The following is a 14,471-nucleotide window of genomic DNA, read 5'->3' on the forward strand; positions in this document are numbered from 1 at the left end:
GCCGGATCGGACGCGGCCGGGTCGGACGGCGGGAAGGGCGGGGCAAGGGGCGGGAACGCCTGCTGATAACCCGGGATGACCGGGTAGTCGGGCAGCGCGTTGGGGTCTGGGAGCTGTTCCATCACGGGCAGGTCAGGCGGCGGGTCGTCGTCCGGCGGGAACTCGCGGGGGAGCAGCCGCGGAAAGACGGCAATCCCCTGCGGATGCGCGGAAGAGAACGGGTTCGGCCCCGAGGTCAGGTAGTCGCGCTGGCCGTCGTCGGGACCGTCAGCGACCGCGCCGGACGCACGCTCCGAGGGCTTACTCGCGGTGGTGGGCTCGTCATGCTCGTTCGGTGTCACGGGTCGTCCCCATCCTCACCAGTACCGGGAACGCGGCGGGGGTTCGCACCTACTACCGAGCCTAAGCCACCTACCTGCTCTTGCCATACTTTTCGCGACAGACAATGAGCTCATCGCACAGATCACCCCGACCCGGTGATCAAATTGACAAGACGCGAGTGAAAAGGTGTTCCCCATGGGCAGGAAGACATGCATGCGGTCGTGATCACCGAGCCCGGCGGCCCGGACGTGCTCCGCTGGACCGAGGTTGAAGACCCCGTGCCGGGGCCGGGCGAGGTGCTCGTCGACGTCGCCGCAAGCGGCGTCAACCGCGCCGACCTGATGCAGCGACAGGGGTTCTACCCGCCGCCGCAGGGAGCTCCCCCCTACCCCGGGCTCGAATGCGCGGGCACGATCGCCGCGACCGGACCAGGGGTAGCCGGATGGAAGCCGGGCGAGGAGGTGTGCGCGCTGCTCGCCGGCGGCGGCTACGCCGAGAAAGTGGCCGTTCCGCAGGGCCAGCTGCTGCCCGCCCCGGCATCGGTCGGGCTCATCGAGGCCGCCGCGTTCCCCGAGACGGCGTGCACGGTGTACTCGAACGTCTTCCTGGCGGCCCGGCTGGCCCCCGGCGAGACGCTGCTCGTGCACGGCGGGGCGAGCGGGATCGGCACGATGGCTATCCAGCTGGCCAGACAAGCCGGGGCAACCGTGGCGGTCACCGCCGGCTCGGAGGAGAAGCTGGCGGCCTGCCGCGAGCTTGGCGCGGACATCGCGATCAACTACCGGGCGGACGACTTCGTGCTGCGGCTGCGCGAGGCGACCGACGGGCGCGGCGCGGACGTGATCCTGGACATCATCGGCGCCGCCTACCTGGACCGCAACGTGGACGCTCTTGCCGCCGACGGGCGGATCGTCACCATCGGCATGCAGGGCGGCCGGCGGGCGGAACTTGACCTGGGCAAGCTGATGGCCAAGCGCGGCACGATCATGGCAACCACCCTGCGGGCGCGGCCGCCTGAGCAGAAGGCCGCCATCGTCGCGGCCGTCCGCGAGCACGTCTGGCCGCTCATCGACGCGGGGAAGGTCCGGCCGGTCATCTACCGCGAGCTGCCGATGACGCAGGCGCCGGAGGCGCACCGGATCATGGCCGCGAGCACCCACACGGGCAAGATCCTCCTGCGTGCCCGATAGTCCCCCGCACCCGGTAACGTGAGGCAAATGAGCGAGCAATACAGCCCACAAGAAGAGGGCAGGCCACAGGTCGTCCTGGTCGGACCGGACGCACTGGCCATCGGGGGCGGCCCTGAAGGCCAGGACGCCGACGAGACCGAGCGGCCGGTTACCGAGATGGTGGAGCAGCCCGCAAAGGTCATGCGCATCGGCAGCATGATCAGGCAGCTCCTTGAGGAGGTCAGGGCAGCTCCGCTGGACGAGAAGAGCAGGGCGCGGCTGAAGCAGATCCACAAGAGCTCCATCAAGGAGCTTGAAGACGGTCTCGCCCCTGAACTCGTCGACGAGCTTGAGCGGCTCTCGCTCCCGTTCGACGACGACGAAACGCCCAGCGAGGCCGAACTCCGCGTCGCGCAGGCGCAGCTAGTCGGCTGGCTTGAAGGGCTCTTCCACGGCATCCAGACCACGCTGTTCGCGCAGCAAATGGCGGCGCGAGCGCAGCTCGAGCAGATGCGCCGGGCGCTCCCGCCCGGGCTGATGCCCCCAGCCGAGCAGGAGCAGCAGGCGCACCGCGGCTCAGGCCCCTACCTCTGAGGCCGCGGCACTAGGGACGGCCGAAGCGGAGCCGACCCAGCCACGCGGCGGCTTCCGCGAACTCGGGGTCGGACGTGCCCGGGCGGACCTGCGTCCGCCCGCCGTCGCTGCGCGGGAAGCTGCCGAGGAACCGCACCTCGGCGCAGACCCGGCGCACGCCCATCATCGCCTCGCCGACCCGCGCGTCGTCGATGTGCCCCTCGCAGTCGATGAAGAAGAAGTAGCTGCCGAGCCCGTCTCCGGTGGGGCGGGACTGGATCGTTGACAGGTTGACGCCCCGCACCGCGAACTCGGTGAGGATCTCCATCAGCGCGCCCGGGTGATCGTCGGCGAGGAACGCGGCAAGCGATGTCCGGTCGGCGCCGGTCGGCGCCGGGATCTCTCCCCGCGGGCCCACCACGACGAACCGGGTCACCGCGTTGGACCGGTCGTTCACGTCGGCCGCGAGCACGGCAAGGCCGTACCTGGGCGCGGCGAAGGCGCCGGCCAGGGCCGCGTCCAGATGTTCCGCGGCCACCTGCCTGGCGGCCTCGGCGTTGGAAGCCAGCGGCACCCACTCGCATTCCGGCAGGTTGGCGGCCAGCCAGCGACGGCACTGCGCCTGCGCCTGCGGGTGCCCGCCGACGGTCTTGACGTCAGGAAGCGCCGTCCCCGGCCTGGCGAGCAGCGCGAACTCGATCGGCAGCCGCGTCTCGGCCCGGATGAGCAAGCCGTCCGCGCCGGTGAGGTCATCGACGGTCGCGGTCACGATGCCCTCGACGGAGCTCTCGATCGGGACCACGGCTCGTTCCGCTTCCCCGGTCCGCACGGCCGTCAGGACCGCTCCGATCGAGGGATACGGCACCGGCTGCACATCCGTGCGCTGCTGGCCAGCAGGGCCGACAGGGCCAGCCAGGCTCAGCACGGCGGCCTCGGTAAACGTGCCCTCCGGCCCAAGGTAGGCATAGCGCATAGCCCCATCATGCCGTAGCCCGGGCGTGCTTTGGGCCGTGGTCACCCCGGTCCGACGGCGCCGGCCACTCGGCCACCATGCCCGCCCCCTGCCGCGCCGTGCGCACCGCGTGCGCCTCCTCGGGTGACAGTTCCTGCGCGCCCTCGCCCGCCACCACCGGCTTGATGTAGGTCCGGGAGTCCGCGCGCCCGTTGATCGAGCTGAGCACTATCCCGTCCCCCACCGCGTTGAGCAAGGCCACGGAGAACGACAGGTGGCCGGACATCTCGTGCAGCGCGTCGTACCTGACGAGCGCGACATCGCGCAGCGCCCGCGGGTCGACGGTGCCGCGCGACCCGACCGCGCCCTGGATCATGTCTCTGCACTCACGCACGGCACGGGCGGCGCGCCGGCTCGCGACCAGGGCGAGGATGACGCCGATCACGCCGCACAGCGCTCCTACAGCGGCAGCGAACGCGATGGCTTTCACGTTCAGCACTATACCGGTCACGGCTGGCCGGCCCCGGTGAGGCCGGCCGGGCGCGCAGGCCGCGCAGGCCGCGCGGGCCGCTCGCGCCGCAGCGTGACGATCACCAGCAGCACCGCCACCGCCGCGAGTACCGCCGGGGTCAGCGCCGACCTGACGACGGGCTCCATCCAGCGCAGCCCGGCGGGGATCGTGATGCCGGCGGAGCGGGCCGGCAGGTACCCGAACCCGAGCGCGGCCGTACTCGCGAGCAGCAGCCAGTCAAGGCCGGACGCCGGCAGCAGCGGCAGCAGCGCCCAGCCGAGCGCGAAATACCACGGCAGCACGTACGGCCAGGCCACCAGCCACGCGAGCACCAGCGCGAACGGCGCCCACCCGACAGCCGCGCCGTCCGCCGCGCGCCGCGGCAGCCGGTGCAGCAGCCACGCCGCAAGGCAGACCATGAGCAGCACCGCGAGCACGCGCACCACGTCGTCCGCGGCCGACTCGGAAGAGGTGAGAACCCGCAGCACTGTTCGCACCGCCCGCCACGGCGAACCCACAGAAACCATGCCGCTCGCCCGGAACGTCTGCGCGATCCCCGCCCGCCCGATCAGCGCGAGGTCCGCGGCCGCGACGGCGGCAAACCCCGCGGCGAGGCCCGCCAGCACCGCGCGCGACGGGCGCGCCAGCCATTTGTTAGGGATTCGCGCTGTTATAGCAACTGAATCCGCGAACAAACCGGGGGGCCCGGGGGGCCGGGGCGGCCGGGGCGGCCGGGGAGGGCGGACAGCGCGCGGAAGGCGAGCGGTAGCGATCGCCAGGCCCACCGCCACCAGCAGCACCGTGGGCTTCACCGCGAAGCCAAGTCCGAGGACCGCGCCCGCGGCCAGAGCACGCAGGGCTGGCCGGGAACTGGGGCGTCCGTTCGGGATAAGGGGGGCGAGCACCGCGATCCCGCCGATGCTGAGTGCGGCGGCCAGCCCGTCCACATGGCTTCCCGCCACGAGAACCTGCAGCAGCAGCGGATTGCACGTCCACAGCACCGCCGCCCGCAGCCGTGCCGCCGGCCCGCGGCGCGCGCCAAGCCGGTCGAGCAGCACCCCGGCGGTGACGAACGCCGCCGCGTTCACCAGGTCGAGGACGAACACGGTCAGCCGGGCAGACGCGCCGCCGATCAGCGACGCGAGCCCGAACACCCCCGTGGCGAGCGCCCCGTACACCGACGGGGTGCCCGCCCAGTCCTGCACCGCGCGCGCGACGGGATCGCCGAGCCGCGCCAGCGCCTGGGGCGCCATCAGGTACGGGTTATGGCCGGTGACAAGCTCCCGGCCGTAGGCGGCGTAGGAAATAAAATCCGATGATCCGAACGGTCCCGTGGTTCCCGCCACGACCGCCGCGAGCGCGCCCGCGAGCAGCACGTACCCCGGGCGGACTGTCCATCCCATGCGCATCGCGCGCAGCGTGAGCGCCAGGCCCAGGGTGCCCGCGGCAAGGCCGGCGGCGGCCAGGCCGACCGCGAGGTACGGGCTGGGGCGGACCGCCAGCATCCAGGGCAGCTGCGCCGGGCGGCCGGGCAGCGGCGGCTCCATCAGCGACGGGCCCGCGGCCCCGACGGCGATCGTGGCGGCGATGCTGATGCCGGTCGCGCCGAGCCCGGCCCGGCCGAGCCTGCCTGGTGTCACAGGCGGGTGGCGAGCGCCCGGGCCACGTCGGCGAACTGGCGCGCGCGGTGCAGTTGCGCCCGCAGGTCGGTGCCGGTCGCCCGGTGCGCCATCGGCACCTCGACCTCGGCGATGCGGAAGCCCTTGCGCTTGAGGTCGATGCTCATCGCGGTCTCGACGCCGAACCCGCGGGCCAGCGGGCGCGCGGCGTCATAGGCCGCCCTGGACAGGCACCGCTGCCCGTTCAGCGGCTGGGCCGGCGTCCAGCCGGTCGCGCGGCGGATGCCCGCGCCGGACAGCCGCACCACCAAGCCGTGGCCGCCCAGCTTGACCCTGTCGGCGAACACCGCGATCGTCATGTCGGCCTCGCCCGCAAGCACGGGCGTGATCAGCGCCCCGGCCGCGGCGGCGGTCGCGCCCAGGTCGGCGTCGAGGAACAGCAGGGGCCGCGGCGACGCCCGCGGCTCGCGCTGGTCGAGCAGGCGGACGGCTTCTGCGCCGATGTCCATGGCGGCCGCCTTGCCGCGGTTGCGGGCATGCCGCAGCACCGAAGCGCCTGCCTCGCGCGCGGCGCGCCCGGTGCCATCCCGCGAGCCGTCGTCCACGACCACGACCACGTCGACGGCGGCCAGCGTCGCGGCAGCGGCGACCGTCGCGCCCACGCGATCGGCCTCGTCGTACGCCGGGATGACGACAGCGACCTGTGTCATGGGGAGAATAGTAGCGGCGCCGGCCCCCTGGCCCCGGTTACGTGCCGGGGAGCACCGCCGGGTCCTGGCCGATCGTGAACACGGAGTCGAGCCCCGTCACCTGGAGGATCTTCCTGACCGCCAGGCGCGGCGCGGCGAGCTCGAGCTCACCGCCACGCTCACGTGCCTGGCGCAGGCACGTGAGCAAGACGTTCATGCCGGTGGAGTCGCAGAACTCCACCCCGGACATGTCGACGATGACCCTGGATCCGGGTGCGGAGCTGGCGATGACTGCGGCAAGCTCGCTGTGCAGCCGCGGAGCGGTATAGAGGTCGATTTCTCCCGACGCGGTCACGATCGCGTGATCTCCGTGAGACCGACTTGAGACCTTGAGCTCCACGGCTGGAACCCTACCGCCACTTGCAGCCAGAACGCTAGCCGTCGCGGCGCGGGAAATCTCGTGGTCAGGCGCGCTCGCGCTCGTCCGGCATGCTCGCCGGGTCCCGGCCGAGCGGGCAGCAGATGGCGCGCGGGCCGCCCCGGCAGCCGGCCAGCTCGCCGCCGGGAACCCGGATCACCTCGATGCCCGCCGCCTCAAGGCGCGCGTTGGTCAGCGTGTTGCGCTCGTAGGAGACCACCGTGCCGGGGCCGAGCGCGAGCAGGTTCCCCGCGTCGTCCCACTGGCTCCCCGGACCGTCCGGGCACCCGGGCCGGCCCGGACGCAGGCCGGTCTCGATGACCCGCAGCCGGCCAATTCCCATCGCCTGCGCGGCGGCCCCGAGGAACGGCTGGGGATGCGACAGCCGAAGCCCGTCGCCGTGCGGGGTGATCGTCCGGGCGACCAGCGAGTACGCCACCGCGGGCCGCATCACCACGGTGTCCGGGCCGGCGAGCGTGCACAGTGTGTCCAGGCAGTCGGTGCCGCCTGGGTCCATGAGCACGACGAGCACGGTGTGCGCGAACCCGCTGTCGAACACCTGCCGCGCGAGTCGCTCCATGCCCGCCGGCGAGGTCTGCGCGCCGGTCCCGATCGTCACCACCCCGGGCGCGAGCAGCAGCACGTCACCGCCGGCCAGCAGCTCGTGGCCCGGCTCGTACAGCCGCTTGGTGCCCGCGAACATCGGGTGGTGGGCGAAGACGATCGCGGCGAGTTCGGCCTCGGCGCGCCTGCCCTGCGGGCTTGTCACCGCCACGCTGTCCCCGATCCACACGCTTGAGTCGCGGGCGAACACGAGGTTGGGCAGCGGGCACAGCACGAAGTCCCAGGCGTCGAGCAGCCCGAAGACCGGGCCGCGCCCGCCGGGGAACTCATCGCGTGCCAGCCCCCTGATGAGCACCTGGGCGAGCTCCTCAGGGCCGAGGCCTTCGAGGAAGGTCCTGAGCTGGCCGCGCAGCTCGTCACCCAGCCGGGGGTCGTTGAGCGCTGAGTCGACCGCCTGCTGCCTGGCCGCCGCGTACTCGAGCGCGTCCTGCAGCAACTCGGTCAGGTACAGGACGGCCACGCCTTGCGCCCGCAGCGCGTCGGCGAACGCGTCGTGTTCCTGCTGCGCGCGTTCGGCCCATGGCAGGGCAGCGAACAGCATCCCGCAACTGTGCTGCGGCGTTATCCTTCGCAGTTCCGCTCCAGGCCGATGCACCAGCACCGTGCGCAGGCGTCCGGTCTCACTGTCCACCCCGTAGAACTCGGACACGAATCCCCCCGGAAACATGTCTTCTCCCGCGATTGCCGCACGTGCCGAATTACGCGGACTTCACCGCGCGGCATCCCCCGCGAGAAGTTATCACCACTTCCAGACAGGATTACGCGTCCCGCGACCATGCAATTACCAAACTCGCCGGGCTGCCGTATCGGACAGGCACTTCCGCCCACACGGTCGTCTCGCCAGGATCGGCGGCGCCCGGGCAGCCGTCGCGGAAGCCGTCGGCGGAGCCGTCGTGCCCGCTGCCGGGCTCGCCGGCCGGGCCGACGTCCTCGTCACGGTCGCTGTCCCAGTGGCCGTCGCCAGCGCAAACCCCCCAGCGCAGCGACAGCCGGGCAACGATCCCCAGGCCGCGGCCGCCGAGCGACCAGCTGGACGGCTCGTTCACCGCGGGCACCGTAGGGCCGCCGCCGTCGCTTACCGCAACCTCAACGCTGTCCTGGCGCAGCGTCCACGAGACCTTCACAGTTCGACCCGGAAGCGGTCTAGCGTGCACCAGGGCATTGCTGATAAGTTCACTAATCACTAGCCCGGCGTCACAGGCCGTTCCCTCGTAAACGCCTGCTTCGGTGAGGTCACCGATCAGGCGACGGCGGGCTACGCCGACGCTAGAGGCTGTAAACGGGAGCAGTAGCGCGCTCGTAGCCACCTCCATAGACACTCCGCCCCGTCCGTGGAACTGAACGAACCCGGTTACGAGCGGAATGCCCCGTGCGAACGCGGTGAAACCGTGTTCGCCGTATTTCGCGGGCGTTAGCCGACAACATGTCCATGCCGTCGTGGCGCAACTGGCGCGCCGACAAGGTAACGTCAGGTCGTGGCCTTCGCTTATTCCGACCATGTTCCTGGGTGGCACCGTGGCTGACCCGACCGTTGTGGTTGACAACCTGCACGTGGTGTACCGCGTGTACGGGGCCGGCGGGAACAAGGGCACCGCCGCCACCGCGCTGATGCGCGTGGTCAAGCGGCAGCGTCGCGCGTCCATCCGCGAGGTGGAGGCGATCCGCGGCATCTCCTTCGTCGTCAACCACGGCGACGTGATGGGCATCATCGGCAGGAACGGGTCGGGGAAGTCCACGCTGCTGCGGGCGATCGCCGGGCTGCTCCCCGCCGAGCACGGCGCCGTCTACACGACCGGCCAGGCGGCGCTGCTTGGCGTCAACGCCGCGCTGCTCGACGACCTCACCGGCGAGCGGAACGTGGTGCTCGGCTGCCTCGCGATGGGCATGCCTCCGCAGGAGGTCAAGGCCCGTTACCAGCAGATAGTGGATTTCTCCGGCGTCGGCCGGTTCATCGACCTGCCGATGCGCGCCTACTCCACCGGCATGGCACAGCGCCTGCGGTTCGCGATCGCCTCGGCCAAGAGCCACGAGATCCTCATGATCGACGAGGCGCTGGCCACCGGTGACGCCGCCTTCCGCACCAAGAGCCACGACCGGATCAAGGAACTGCGCAACGAAGCCGGCACCGTGTTCCTCGTCGCGCACAATCTCGGTGAGATCGAGCAGAGCTGCAACCGGGTGATCTGGATGGAGGCCGGGCAGATCCTGCGCGACAGCGACGACGTGCCCAGCGTCGTCGACGAGTACCTGGTCGCGACCGGCGGCGAGCCCCGCGACCGGGAGCAGGCCCGCCTGTAACCACCCGGGGCCGGCCACCGGAGGGCTAGCTGTCTGGCCAGCTGGGGTTAGATGTCCGCCTGTCTGGCTAGCTGGGGCTAGATGTCGGCGCGGCGCAGGCTGAGCCGCATGACCGTGCCGCCATCGGGGCGCGACTGGGCCACCACGGTCCCGTTCTGCGCGACGGCGAGCCGCCGCACGATGTAAAGGCCGATGCCGACCCCGCCGAACCGGCGCCGGTCGCCGGTCTCGCCCTGGACGAACCGCTCGAAGATCCGCTCGTGGTCCCCAGGCGCGATGCCGATCCCCTCGTCTTCCACGTCCACTTCGATCATCGGCCCCGTCACCCGCGCCCGCACGGTCACCAGCCCGCCGGACGGCGAGTACTTGAACGCGTTCTCGAGCAGCTGCCCGACGATGATGTCGGTCGCCATCGCGTCGCCGTGCGCGAGCGGCAGGTCCGCCGGGATCTCCGCGACGACCTCGTGCCGCTCCGACAGCGGCCCGAACGAGGTGACCGTCGTCCGCAGCAACCCGGCCAGGTCGAACGGGCCGTTGTTGACGGGCAGCTGGTCCGCGCCGGCCCGGGCGCCGAGCAGCAGCTGCTCGACCAGCCGCCCCAGTGAGCCCGCCCGCTCGGCGATCGTCCGCACCGCGGCCCTGCGGTCGGCGTCGGAGAGCTGGTCCCACCGGCTGGCCAGCGTGGACGCGAACCCCTGCACGACGGTGATCGGGGTGCGCAGCTCGTGGCTGGTGGTGGCCAGGAACAGGTCCTTGGCCTCCTCGAGCTCCTTGGCGGCGGTGACGTCGCGGAAGTCGACGACCCGCTCGCCCCCGTCGCCGAACGCGGTGCACAGCACGTCCAGCCAGCGCCCGCTGTCCAGCCTGTGGGTGCGCCGCTCGCCAGGCTCGGGCAGCGGGAACGGCGGCGGCGCTCCCATGACCTCGCTCGCCGGCATGCCCGTCATCCGGTGCGCGGCCGGGTTCCACTGCTTGACCAGGCCGTCCTCGTCGAGCACGGCGATGCCGTCGGCGCTGCCGTCGATGACCGCGCGCTCGTGCGCCCGCTGCCGCACCACCTCTTCGAACGCCATCGCGTTGGTCAGCGCCACGCCGGCGTGCCCGGCGAGCAGCTCGAGCAGCTCGAGCTCGACGTGGCTGAGGGTACGCCGGCTGTACAGGGCGTACAGCGCGCCATAGGGACGCCCGCCGACGTGCGAGAGGCTGAGCGCGATCGTGTGCAGGCCGCGCAGCGCCGACCAGATCAGGTCGTCGAACTCGCCGGACTCGCCGGTCGCCATCATGACCGTCTTGCCGGACCGGAGCAGCTCACCGACCAGGCTGCTCGACAGCGACGCCACGCGGCCGCGCAGCCGGGCGGGCAGCCCGGCGGTGGAGACCAGCCGGAGCCGGTCGTCCTCGATGAGCACGAACCCGCCGGCGTCGGCGCCGGTCAGCTCGCGCAGGCTGGCCGCGATCCGGTCGAGAACCGATTCCAGGTCGCGCTGCGCGTTCATGTCGGCGACCACGTCGCCGAGGCGGCGCACCACCCGCGCGCGCTCGGCCATGTAGTGCCTGGCAACGTCGTCCTCGCCGGTCTGGTGGCAGATGCTGACCCAGCCGGTCACCTCGCCGTGGCTGTCGGTCAGCGCGCTGGTGTCGATGCGCACGTCGAGTACCGAGCCGTCCTTGCGGATGCGCCTGGTGGCGAAGGAGATCTGCCCGCCGCCGCGGACCCGCTCGAGCACGGCGTTGTGTTCGGCGCTGAGCTCCGCGGGGACGATCGGCGGCTCGAGGCCAAGCACCTCATCGGCGGCCCACCCGAACATGCGCTCGGCCGCGGGGTTCCACAGCAGCACGGTCCGGTCCGTCCCGAAGGCGACGATCGCGTCGGCGGCACTGCCGATGACGGCGCGCGCGGTCGCGTCGACCGGATCGCCGCGGCCGGCGAACCCTGTTTGCGCTGCTGCACCCCCCCGGTATGCAGGCTGCGCCTGCTCTGCCACCACACGTTCATCGTGCCACCTTGAGCGGCCGAGATCAGCGAAAGGGCAGTACTTGCCTTACGGATGATCCGCCGACAGCACACAGGGGCTGCGGATGACGCCGACGCCGACTGGGACAACACCCGCGCCGCACGGCGACACCCGCTACGCCGGCGACACCCGCTACGCCGGCGAAGCCGACGAGGTCGGCGGGCGCGCCTTCTCGATGTACGATCCGCTTAACCAGCGGGTAAATATTTGCTATAACAAAACTATCGACTACGTGCGCCCGCTAGGGACGCGGAGATGGACCAGGCGGAGCCTTACCCGGATCAGGGCCGGCCCGAGCAGCGCAGCGCTGCGCGGCAAGGTCCTGTGCAGCGGCAGCGGCGGCCCGAGCGCCGCCGCGAGCGGGAACGAGCGCGCCCAGAAGCCATGAGCGGGCCCTATCAGGCACGCCCGGTCACCCTGGTCCACCCGGTCATCGCCGGCTATGACGGCTCCGCGTCCGCGCGCAACGCGCTCGCGTACGCCGCGGGCATGGCACGGCGGCTCGGCAGGCCGCTGCTCGTGGTCTACGTGTCGTCGCCTGGCGTCTACTGCGAACCGCTGACCGGCCAGGTGGTGGGGCTGCCCAGGGACAACGACGCGCTCGAGCGCTGGCTGCTCACCGAGCTGGACCAGGTGACCGATCCCGGCGAGCTCGAAGTGCACGTCAGGACCAGGCGCGGCAGCCCGGCGCGGGAACTCGCCGCGGTCGCGTCCGAGTTCAGTGCCGACGCCCTCGTGATCGGCGCGCCCAGGCACGTCTGGCACCACGTCGCCGGCTCGGTACCCGGCTGGCTCGCCAGGCACGCGAGCTGCCCGGTCATCGTGGTGCCGTGACCCATGCAGCCCAAGATCGTGATCATCGGCTCCGGGTTCGCCGGCATCGGCATGGGGATCGCGCTGCGCGAGGCGGGCTTCCGGGATTTCGTGATCCTGGAAAAGGCATCCGACCTCGGCGGGACGTGGCGCGACAATCAGTATCCGGGTTGTGCGTGCGACGTGCCGTCGCCGCTCTACTCGTTTTCCCGTGCGCTCAACCCGTCGTGGACCAGGCTTTTCGCGCCGCAGCCGGAAATCTGGGAGTACCTGCGGCAATGCGCCGTCACGTACGGGATCGACTCCCACGTCCGGTTCGGCTCCCGCGTCGAGTCGGTGGAGTGGGACGACGACGCCAGGCTGTGGACGGTGCGCACGGCGGGCGGCGACCGCTATCGCGCCCACGCCGTCGTGTCCGGCGCCGGCGCGCTCCATCTGCCGTCCTATCCGGACATCCCGGGGATGAACGCGTTTGCCGGCACCTCGTTCCACTCGTCCCGCTGGGATGATGCCGCCGACCTGACCGGCAAGCGGCTGGCCGTCATCGGCACCGGCGCCTCCGCCATCCAGCTGGTCCCCGCCGTAGCCGGCGAAACCGCGCGGGTGACGGTGTTCCAGCGCACGCCGCCGTGGATCAGTCCGCGGCCGGACGTCGCCATTCCCGCCGGGATGCGCGCCGCGCTGCGGTCTGTCCCCGGCGCCGCCCGCGGCCTGCGCTACGCCATCTACTGGCTGCTGGAACTGCAGGCGCTCGGCTTCGCGGCCGATGCCCGGCTGATGGCCCCGGCCGCGTCGCTGGCCCGCAGGCACCTGGAGCGGCAGGTTCCCGATCCCGAGCTGCGCGCCCGGCTGACCCCGGACTACACGATCGGCTGCAAGCGGATCCTGCTGTCCTCTGACTACTATCCGGCGCTGCAGCGGCCGAACGTCGCTCTTGTCACCGACGCGATCAGCGAAATCGTCTCGTCGGGCGTGGTGACGGCGGACGGGCGCCTGCACGCGGCGGACGTTCTCGTCTATGCCACCGGGTTCCGGGTCATCGACGCCGCGAGCGAACTGAACGTGACGGGACGGGGGGGCCGCAAGCTCGCGGACGCCTGGGCGGGCGGCGTCGAGGCCTACCGCGGGGTCACGGTCCCCGGGTTCCCCAACTTCTTCCTGCTGCTCGGGCCCAACACAGGGCTCGGCCACACGTCGGTCGTCTTCATGATCGAGAGCCAGGTCCAGCACGTGCTGAGCTGCCTGCGGATCCTCTCCCGCGAGCAGGCGAGCACGATCGAGGCAAGGACGGCAGCCACGCGGAAGTACAACGACGCCCTGCAGCGCAGGCTGCGGCGCGCGGTCTGGAACACCGGCGGGTGCCGCAGCTGGTATCTCGACGACGCGGGGGTGAACCGGGCCCTGTGGCCGGGATTCTCCTTCGAGTACTGGGCGCGCACCCGCCGGGCGCGGCGTGCCGACTACGAGGTAACCGCCTGACGGCGTCGGCTCGGTGCCTGTGCCGCTATCGGCTGTGCCCGGCGGCAGCGGCGGCGGGCTCGGTCCACAGCACGATGACGCGGCCTCGGGCCGCCGACACGAGCTCCTGCCTGGCCTCGAAGCCGAGGTTGCCGGGTATCTCGTCCGCGTAGAGCGTGCCGTGCGGGCCGAACGCGAAGTCCATCGTCCAGAAGTACTGCCCGTCGACCCCGGACAGTTCGGCCGCGGGAACAAGGCGGGTGGGGGTCACGCGCACGATCGTCGCGCCGTTGCCGGCGTAGACCGCGCCGCCGGGGCCGCGGGCGAGGTCGGGCGCCGTGCCGCCGCTGCCCCGGTCGTAGCCGACGTAGGTGGCGGCGCCGCCTGGCGCCACGCGCCAGATGGCCCAGCCGTTGAACCCCGAGACGTAAAGGTCGCCCGCGTTGTCGAGCGCGATTGTCCCGAGGCTCTGATCCAGCGAGGCCGGCAGGCCGGGGACGTTGCCGAAGGAGACGCGATGTGCCCGGATCGCGTAAAGCCGCCCCCCGTGCGTCATGCGCAGCAGCTGCGTGCTCGTGGCCAGGTAGAGCACGCCGCCCGGGCCGAATGCGATCGACAGGCTGGGGCCAAGCGAGGCCCGCAGTGCCGGCGTGCCGTTCGGCACCGCGGGGACCGGATTCGGGCCGGCCGGCGATGACGTCGACCCGTCGCCGGCGACCGTCTCGATCACGCCGCTGGTTCCGATGACACGGACCCGCCCGGAGTCGGTGAAGTACAGGTCGCCGTTCGCGGCGAACGTCAGGTCGGACGGATCGGACAGCTCGGCGTCGATCGCCTTCCCCGCGTTGCCTGAATAGCCAGCGGTCCCCGTGCCCGCGACGGCCCGAAACGTCCCGTCCGGCAGCCGGACGAGGATGCGATGCTGGCCGGGGGCGGCGACGTACAAAGCGCCGCCCGGCCCGACGGCGAGCGACCCGGCCACCTCCAGCGTCACGAGCGGTCCGGTCGGCA

Annotated in this window: 16 protein-coding genes; 6 read left to right on the plus strand and 10 right to left on the minus strand. The window is 71.8% G+C overall.

Features of this window, described 5'->3' with window-relative positions:
• Window positions 1-341, minus strand: a 341-nt coding sequence (locus Q1N79_RS16945; RefSeq protein ID WP_300610045.1) for a hypothetical protein, incomplete at its 3' end; no start/stop codon positions are given.
• 189 nt (window positions 342-530) lie between these two features.
• Here Q1N79_RS16945 and Q1N79_RS16950 point away from each other — a divergent pair.
• A complete protein-coding gene (locus Q1N79_RS16950) occupies window positions 531-1,511 on the plus strand; it encodes an NAD(P)H-quinone oxidoreductase (RefSeq protein WP_300610046.1) in 981 nt (326 codons plus the stop codon).
• A gap of 27 nt (window positions 1,512-1,538) precedes the next feature.
• Window positions 1,539-2,084, plus strand: coding sequence for a bacterial proteasome activator family protein (locus tag Q1N79_RS16955; protein ID WP_300610047.1), 546 nt, complete (start codon window positions 1,539-1,541; stop codon window positions 2,082-2,084).
• A gap of 10 nt (window positions 2,085-2,094) precedes the next feature.
• On the opposite strand, the gene pheA is transcribed toward Q1N79_RS16955, so the two are convergent.
• The 7 genes from pheA to Q1N79_RS16990 all read right to left on the minus strand — a co-directional run bounded on the left by pheA (window position 2,095) and on the right by Q1N79_RS16990 (window position 8,375).
• Window positions 2,095-3,036: a prephenate dehydratase gene (gene pheA / locus Q1N79_RS16960; RefSeq protein WP_300610048.1), complete on the minus strand. Its 942-nt coding sequence runs from the start codon at window positions 3,034-3,036 to the stop codon at window positions 2,095-2,097.
• A 7-nt stretch (window positions 3,037-3,043) separates the two neighbouring features.
• Complete coding sequence (locus Q1N79_RS16965) at window positions 3,044-3,505, minus strand: DUF4446 family protein (RefSeq protein ID WP_300610049.1); 462 nt, start codon at window positions 3,503-3,505, stop codon at window positions 3,044-3,046.
• A 17-nt stretch (window positions 3,506-3,522) separates the two neighbouring features.
• Window positions 3,523-5,166, minus strand: coding sequence for a hypothetical protein (locus Q1N79_RS16970; RefSeq protein ID WP_300610050.1), 1,644 nt, complete (start codon window positions 5,164-5,166; stop codon window positions 3,523-3,525).
• Window positions 5,163-5,855 (minus strand): glycosyltransferase, encoded by a 693-nt coding sequence (locus Q1N79_RS16975; RefSeq protein ID WP_300610051.1) that lies wholly within the window; start codon window positions 5,853-5,855, stop codon window positions 5,163-5,165. The genes Q1N79_RS16970 and Q1N79_RS16975 overlap by 4 nt, the downstream gene beginning before the upstream one ends.
• 37 nt (window positions 5,856-5,892) lie before the next feature.
• Window positions 5,893-6,234, minus strand: coding sequence for an STAS domain-containing protein (locus Q1N79_RS16980; RefSeq protein ID WP_300610052.1), 342 nt, complete (start codon window positions 6,232-6,234; stop codon window positions 5,893-5,895).
• 64 nt (window positions 6,235-6,298) lie between these two features.
• Complete coding sequence (locus Q1N79_RS16985; RefSeq protein ID WP_300610053.1) at window positions 6,299-7,417, minus strand: arginine deiminase family protein; 1,119 nt, start codon at window positions 7,415-7,417, stop codon at window positions 6,299-6,301.
• A gap of 217 nt (window positions 7,418-7,634) precedes the next feature.
• Window positions 7,635-8,375, minus strand: a complete 741-nt coding sequence (locus tag Q1N79_RS16990) for an ATP-binding protein (protein WP_367185081.1) — start codon at window positions 8,373-8,375, stop codon at window positions 7,635-7,637.
• A gap of 16 nt (window positions 8,376-8,391) precedes the next feature.
• Here Q1N79_RS16990 and Q1N79_RS16995 point away from each other — a divergent pair, with 16 nt between their 5' ends.
• Window positions 8,392-9,174: an ABC transporter ATP-binding protein gene (locus Q1N79_RS16995; RefSeq protein WP_300610055.1), complete on the plus strand. Its 783-nt coding sequence runs from the start codon at window positions 8,392-8,394 to the stop codon at window positions 9,172-9,174.
• 77 nt (window positions 9,175-9,251) lie between these two features.
• Here Q1N79_RS16995 and Q1N79_RS17000 read toward each other — a convergent pair whose 3' ends face one another.
• Complete coding sequence (locus Q1N79_RS17000; protein ID WP_300610060.1) at window positions 9,252-11,060, minus strand: PAS domain S-box protein; 1,809 nt, start codon at window positions 11,058-11,060, stop codon at window positions 9,252-9,254.
• Between the two features lie 193 nt (window positions 11,061-11,253).
• Between Q1N79_RS17000 and Q1N79_RS17005 the strand changes: the two genes are divergently transcribed.
• From Q1N79_RS17005 to Q1N79_RS17015, 3 genes are read left to right on the plus strand one after another with little or no spacing between them, the layout of a single operon-like run.
• Window positions 11,254-11,577, plus strand: coding sequence for a hypothetical protein (locus Q1N79_RS17005; protein WP_300610056.1), 324 nt, complete (start codon window positions 11,254-11,256; stop codon window positions 11,575-11,577).
• Window positions 11,574-12,023: a universal stress protein gene (locus Q1N79_RS17010; protein ID WP_300610057.1), complete on the plus strand. Its 450-nt coding sequence runs from the start codon at window positions 11,574-11,576 to the stop codon at window positions 12,021-12,023. The genes Q1N79_RS17005 and Q1N79_RS17010 overlap by 4 nt, the downstream gene beginning before the upstream one ends.
• 3 nt (window positions 12,024-12,026) lie before the next feature.
• A complete protein-coding gene (locus tag Q1N79_RS17015; RefSeq protein ID WP_300610058.1) occupies window positions 12,027-13,481 on the plus strand; it encodes an NAD(P)/FAD-dependent oxidoreductase in 1,455 nt (484 codons plus the stop codon).
• A gap of 25 nt (window positions 13,482-13,506) precedes the next feature.
• Here Q1N79_RS17015 and Q1N79_RS17020 read toward each other — a convergent pair.
• Window positions 13,507-14,471: hypothetical protein (locus Q1N79_RS17020; RefSeq protein WP_300610059.1), on the minus strand; the 965-nt coding region annotated here is incomplete at its 5' end.

Origin of the sequence: Trebonia sp. (assembly GCF_030042015.1) — a bacterium.
GTDB lineage: Bacteria > Actinomycetota > Actinomycetes > Streptosporangiales > Streptosporangiaceae > Trebonia.

Excerpts from the sequence above, each read along its gene's own strand:
- Q1N79_RS16950 (WP_300610046.1), top strand. The coding sequence starts at position 531 with ATGCATGCGGTCGTGATCACCGAGCCCGGCGGCCCGGACGTGCTCCGC.
- Q1N79_RS17005 (WP_300610056.1), top strand. The coding sequence starts at position 11,254 with ATGACGCCGACGCCGACTGGGACAACACCCGCGCCGCACGGCGACACC.
- Q1N79_RS16990 (WP_367185081.1), bottom strand. The coding sequence starts at position 8,375 with ATGGTCGGAATAAGCGAAGGCCACGACCTGACGTTACCTTGTCGGCGC.
- Q1N79_RS16955 (WP_300610047.1), top strand. The coding sequence starts at position 1,539 with ATGAGCGAGCAATACAGCCCACAAGAAGAGGGCAGGCCACAGGTCGTC.
- Q1N79_RS16975 (WP_300610051.1), bottom strand. The coding sequence starts at position 5,855 with ATGACACAGGTCGCTGTCGTCATCCCGGCGTACGACGAGGCCGATCGC.
- Q1N79_RS17015 (WP_300610058.1), top strand. The coding sequence starts at position 12,027 with ATGCAGCCCAAGATCGTGATCATCGGCTCCGGGTTCGCCGGCATCGGC.
- Q1N79_RS16985 (WP_300610053.1), bottom strand. The coding sequence starts at position 7,417 with ATGCTGTTCGCTGCCCTGCCATGGGCCGAACGCGCGCAGCAGGAACAC.
- Q1N79_RS17010 (WP_300610057.1), top strand. The coding sequence starts at position 11,574 with ATGAGCGGGCCCTATCAGGCACGCCCGGTCACCCTGGTCCACCCGGTC.
- pheA (WP_300610048.1), bottom strand. The coding sequence starts at position 3,036 with ATGCGCTATGCCTACCTTGGGCCGGAGGGCACGTTTACCGAGGCCGCC.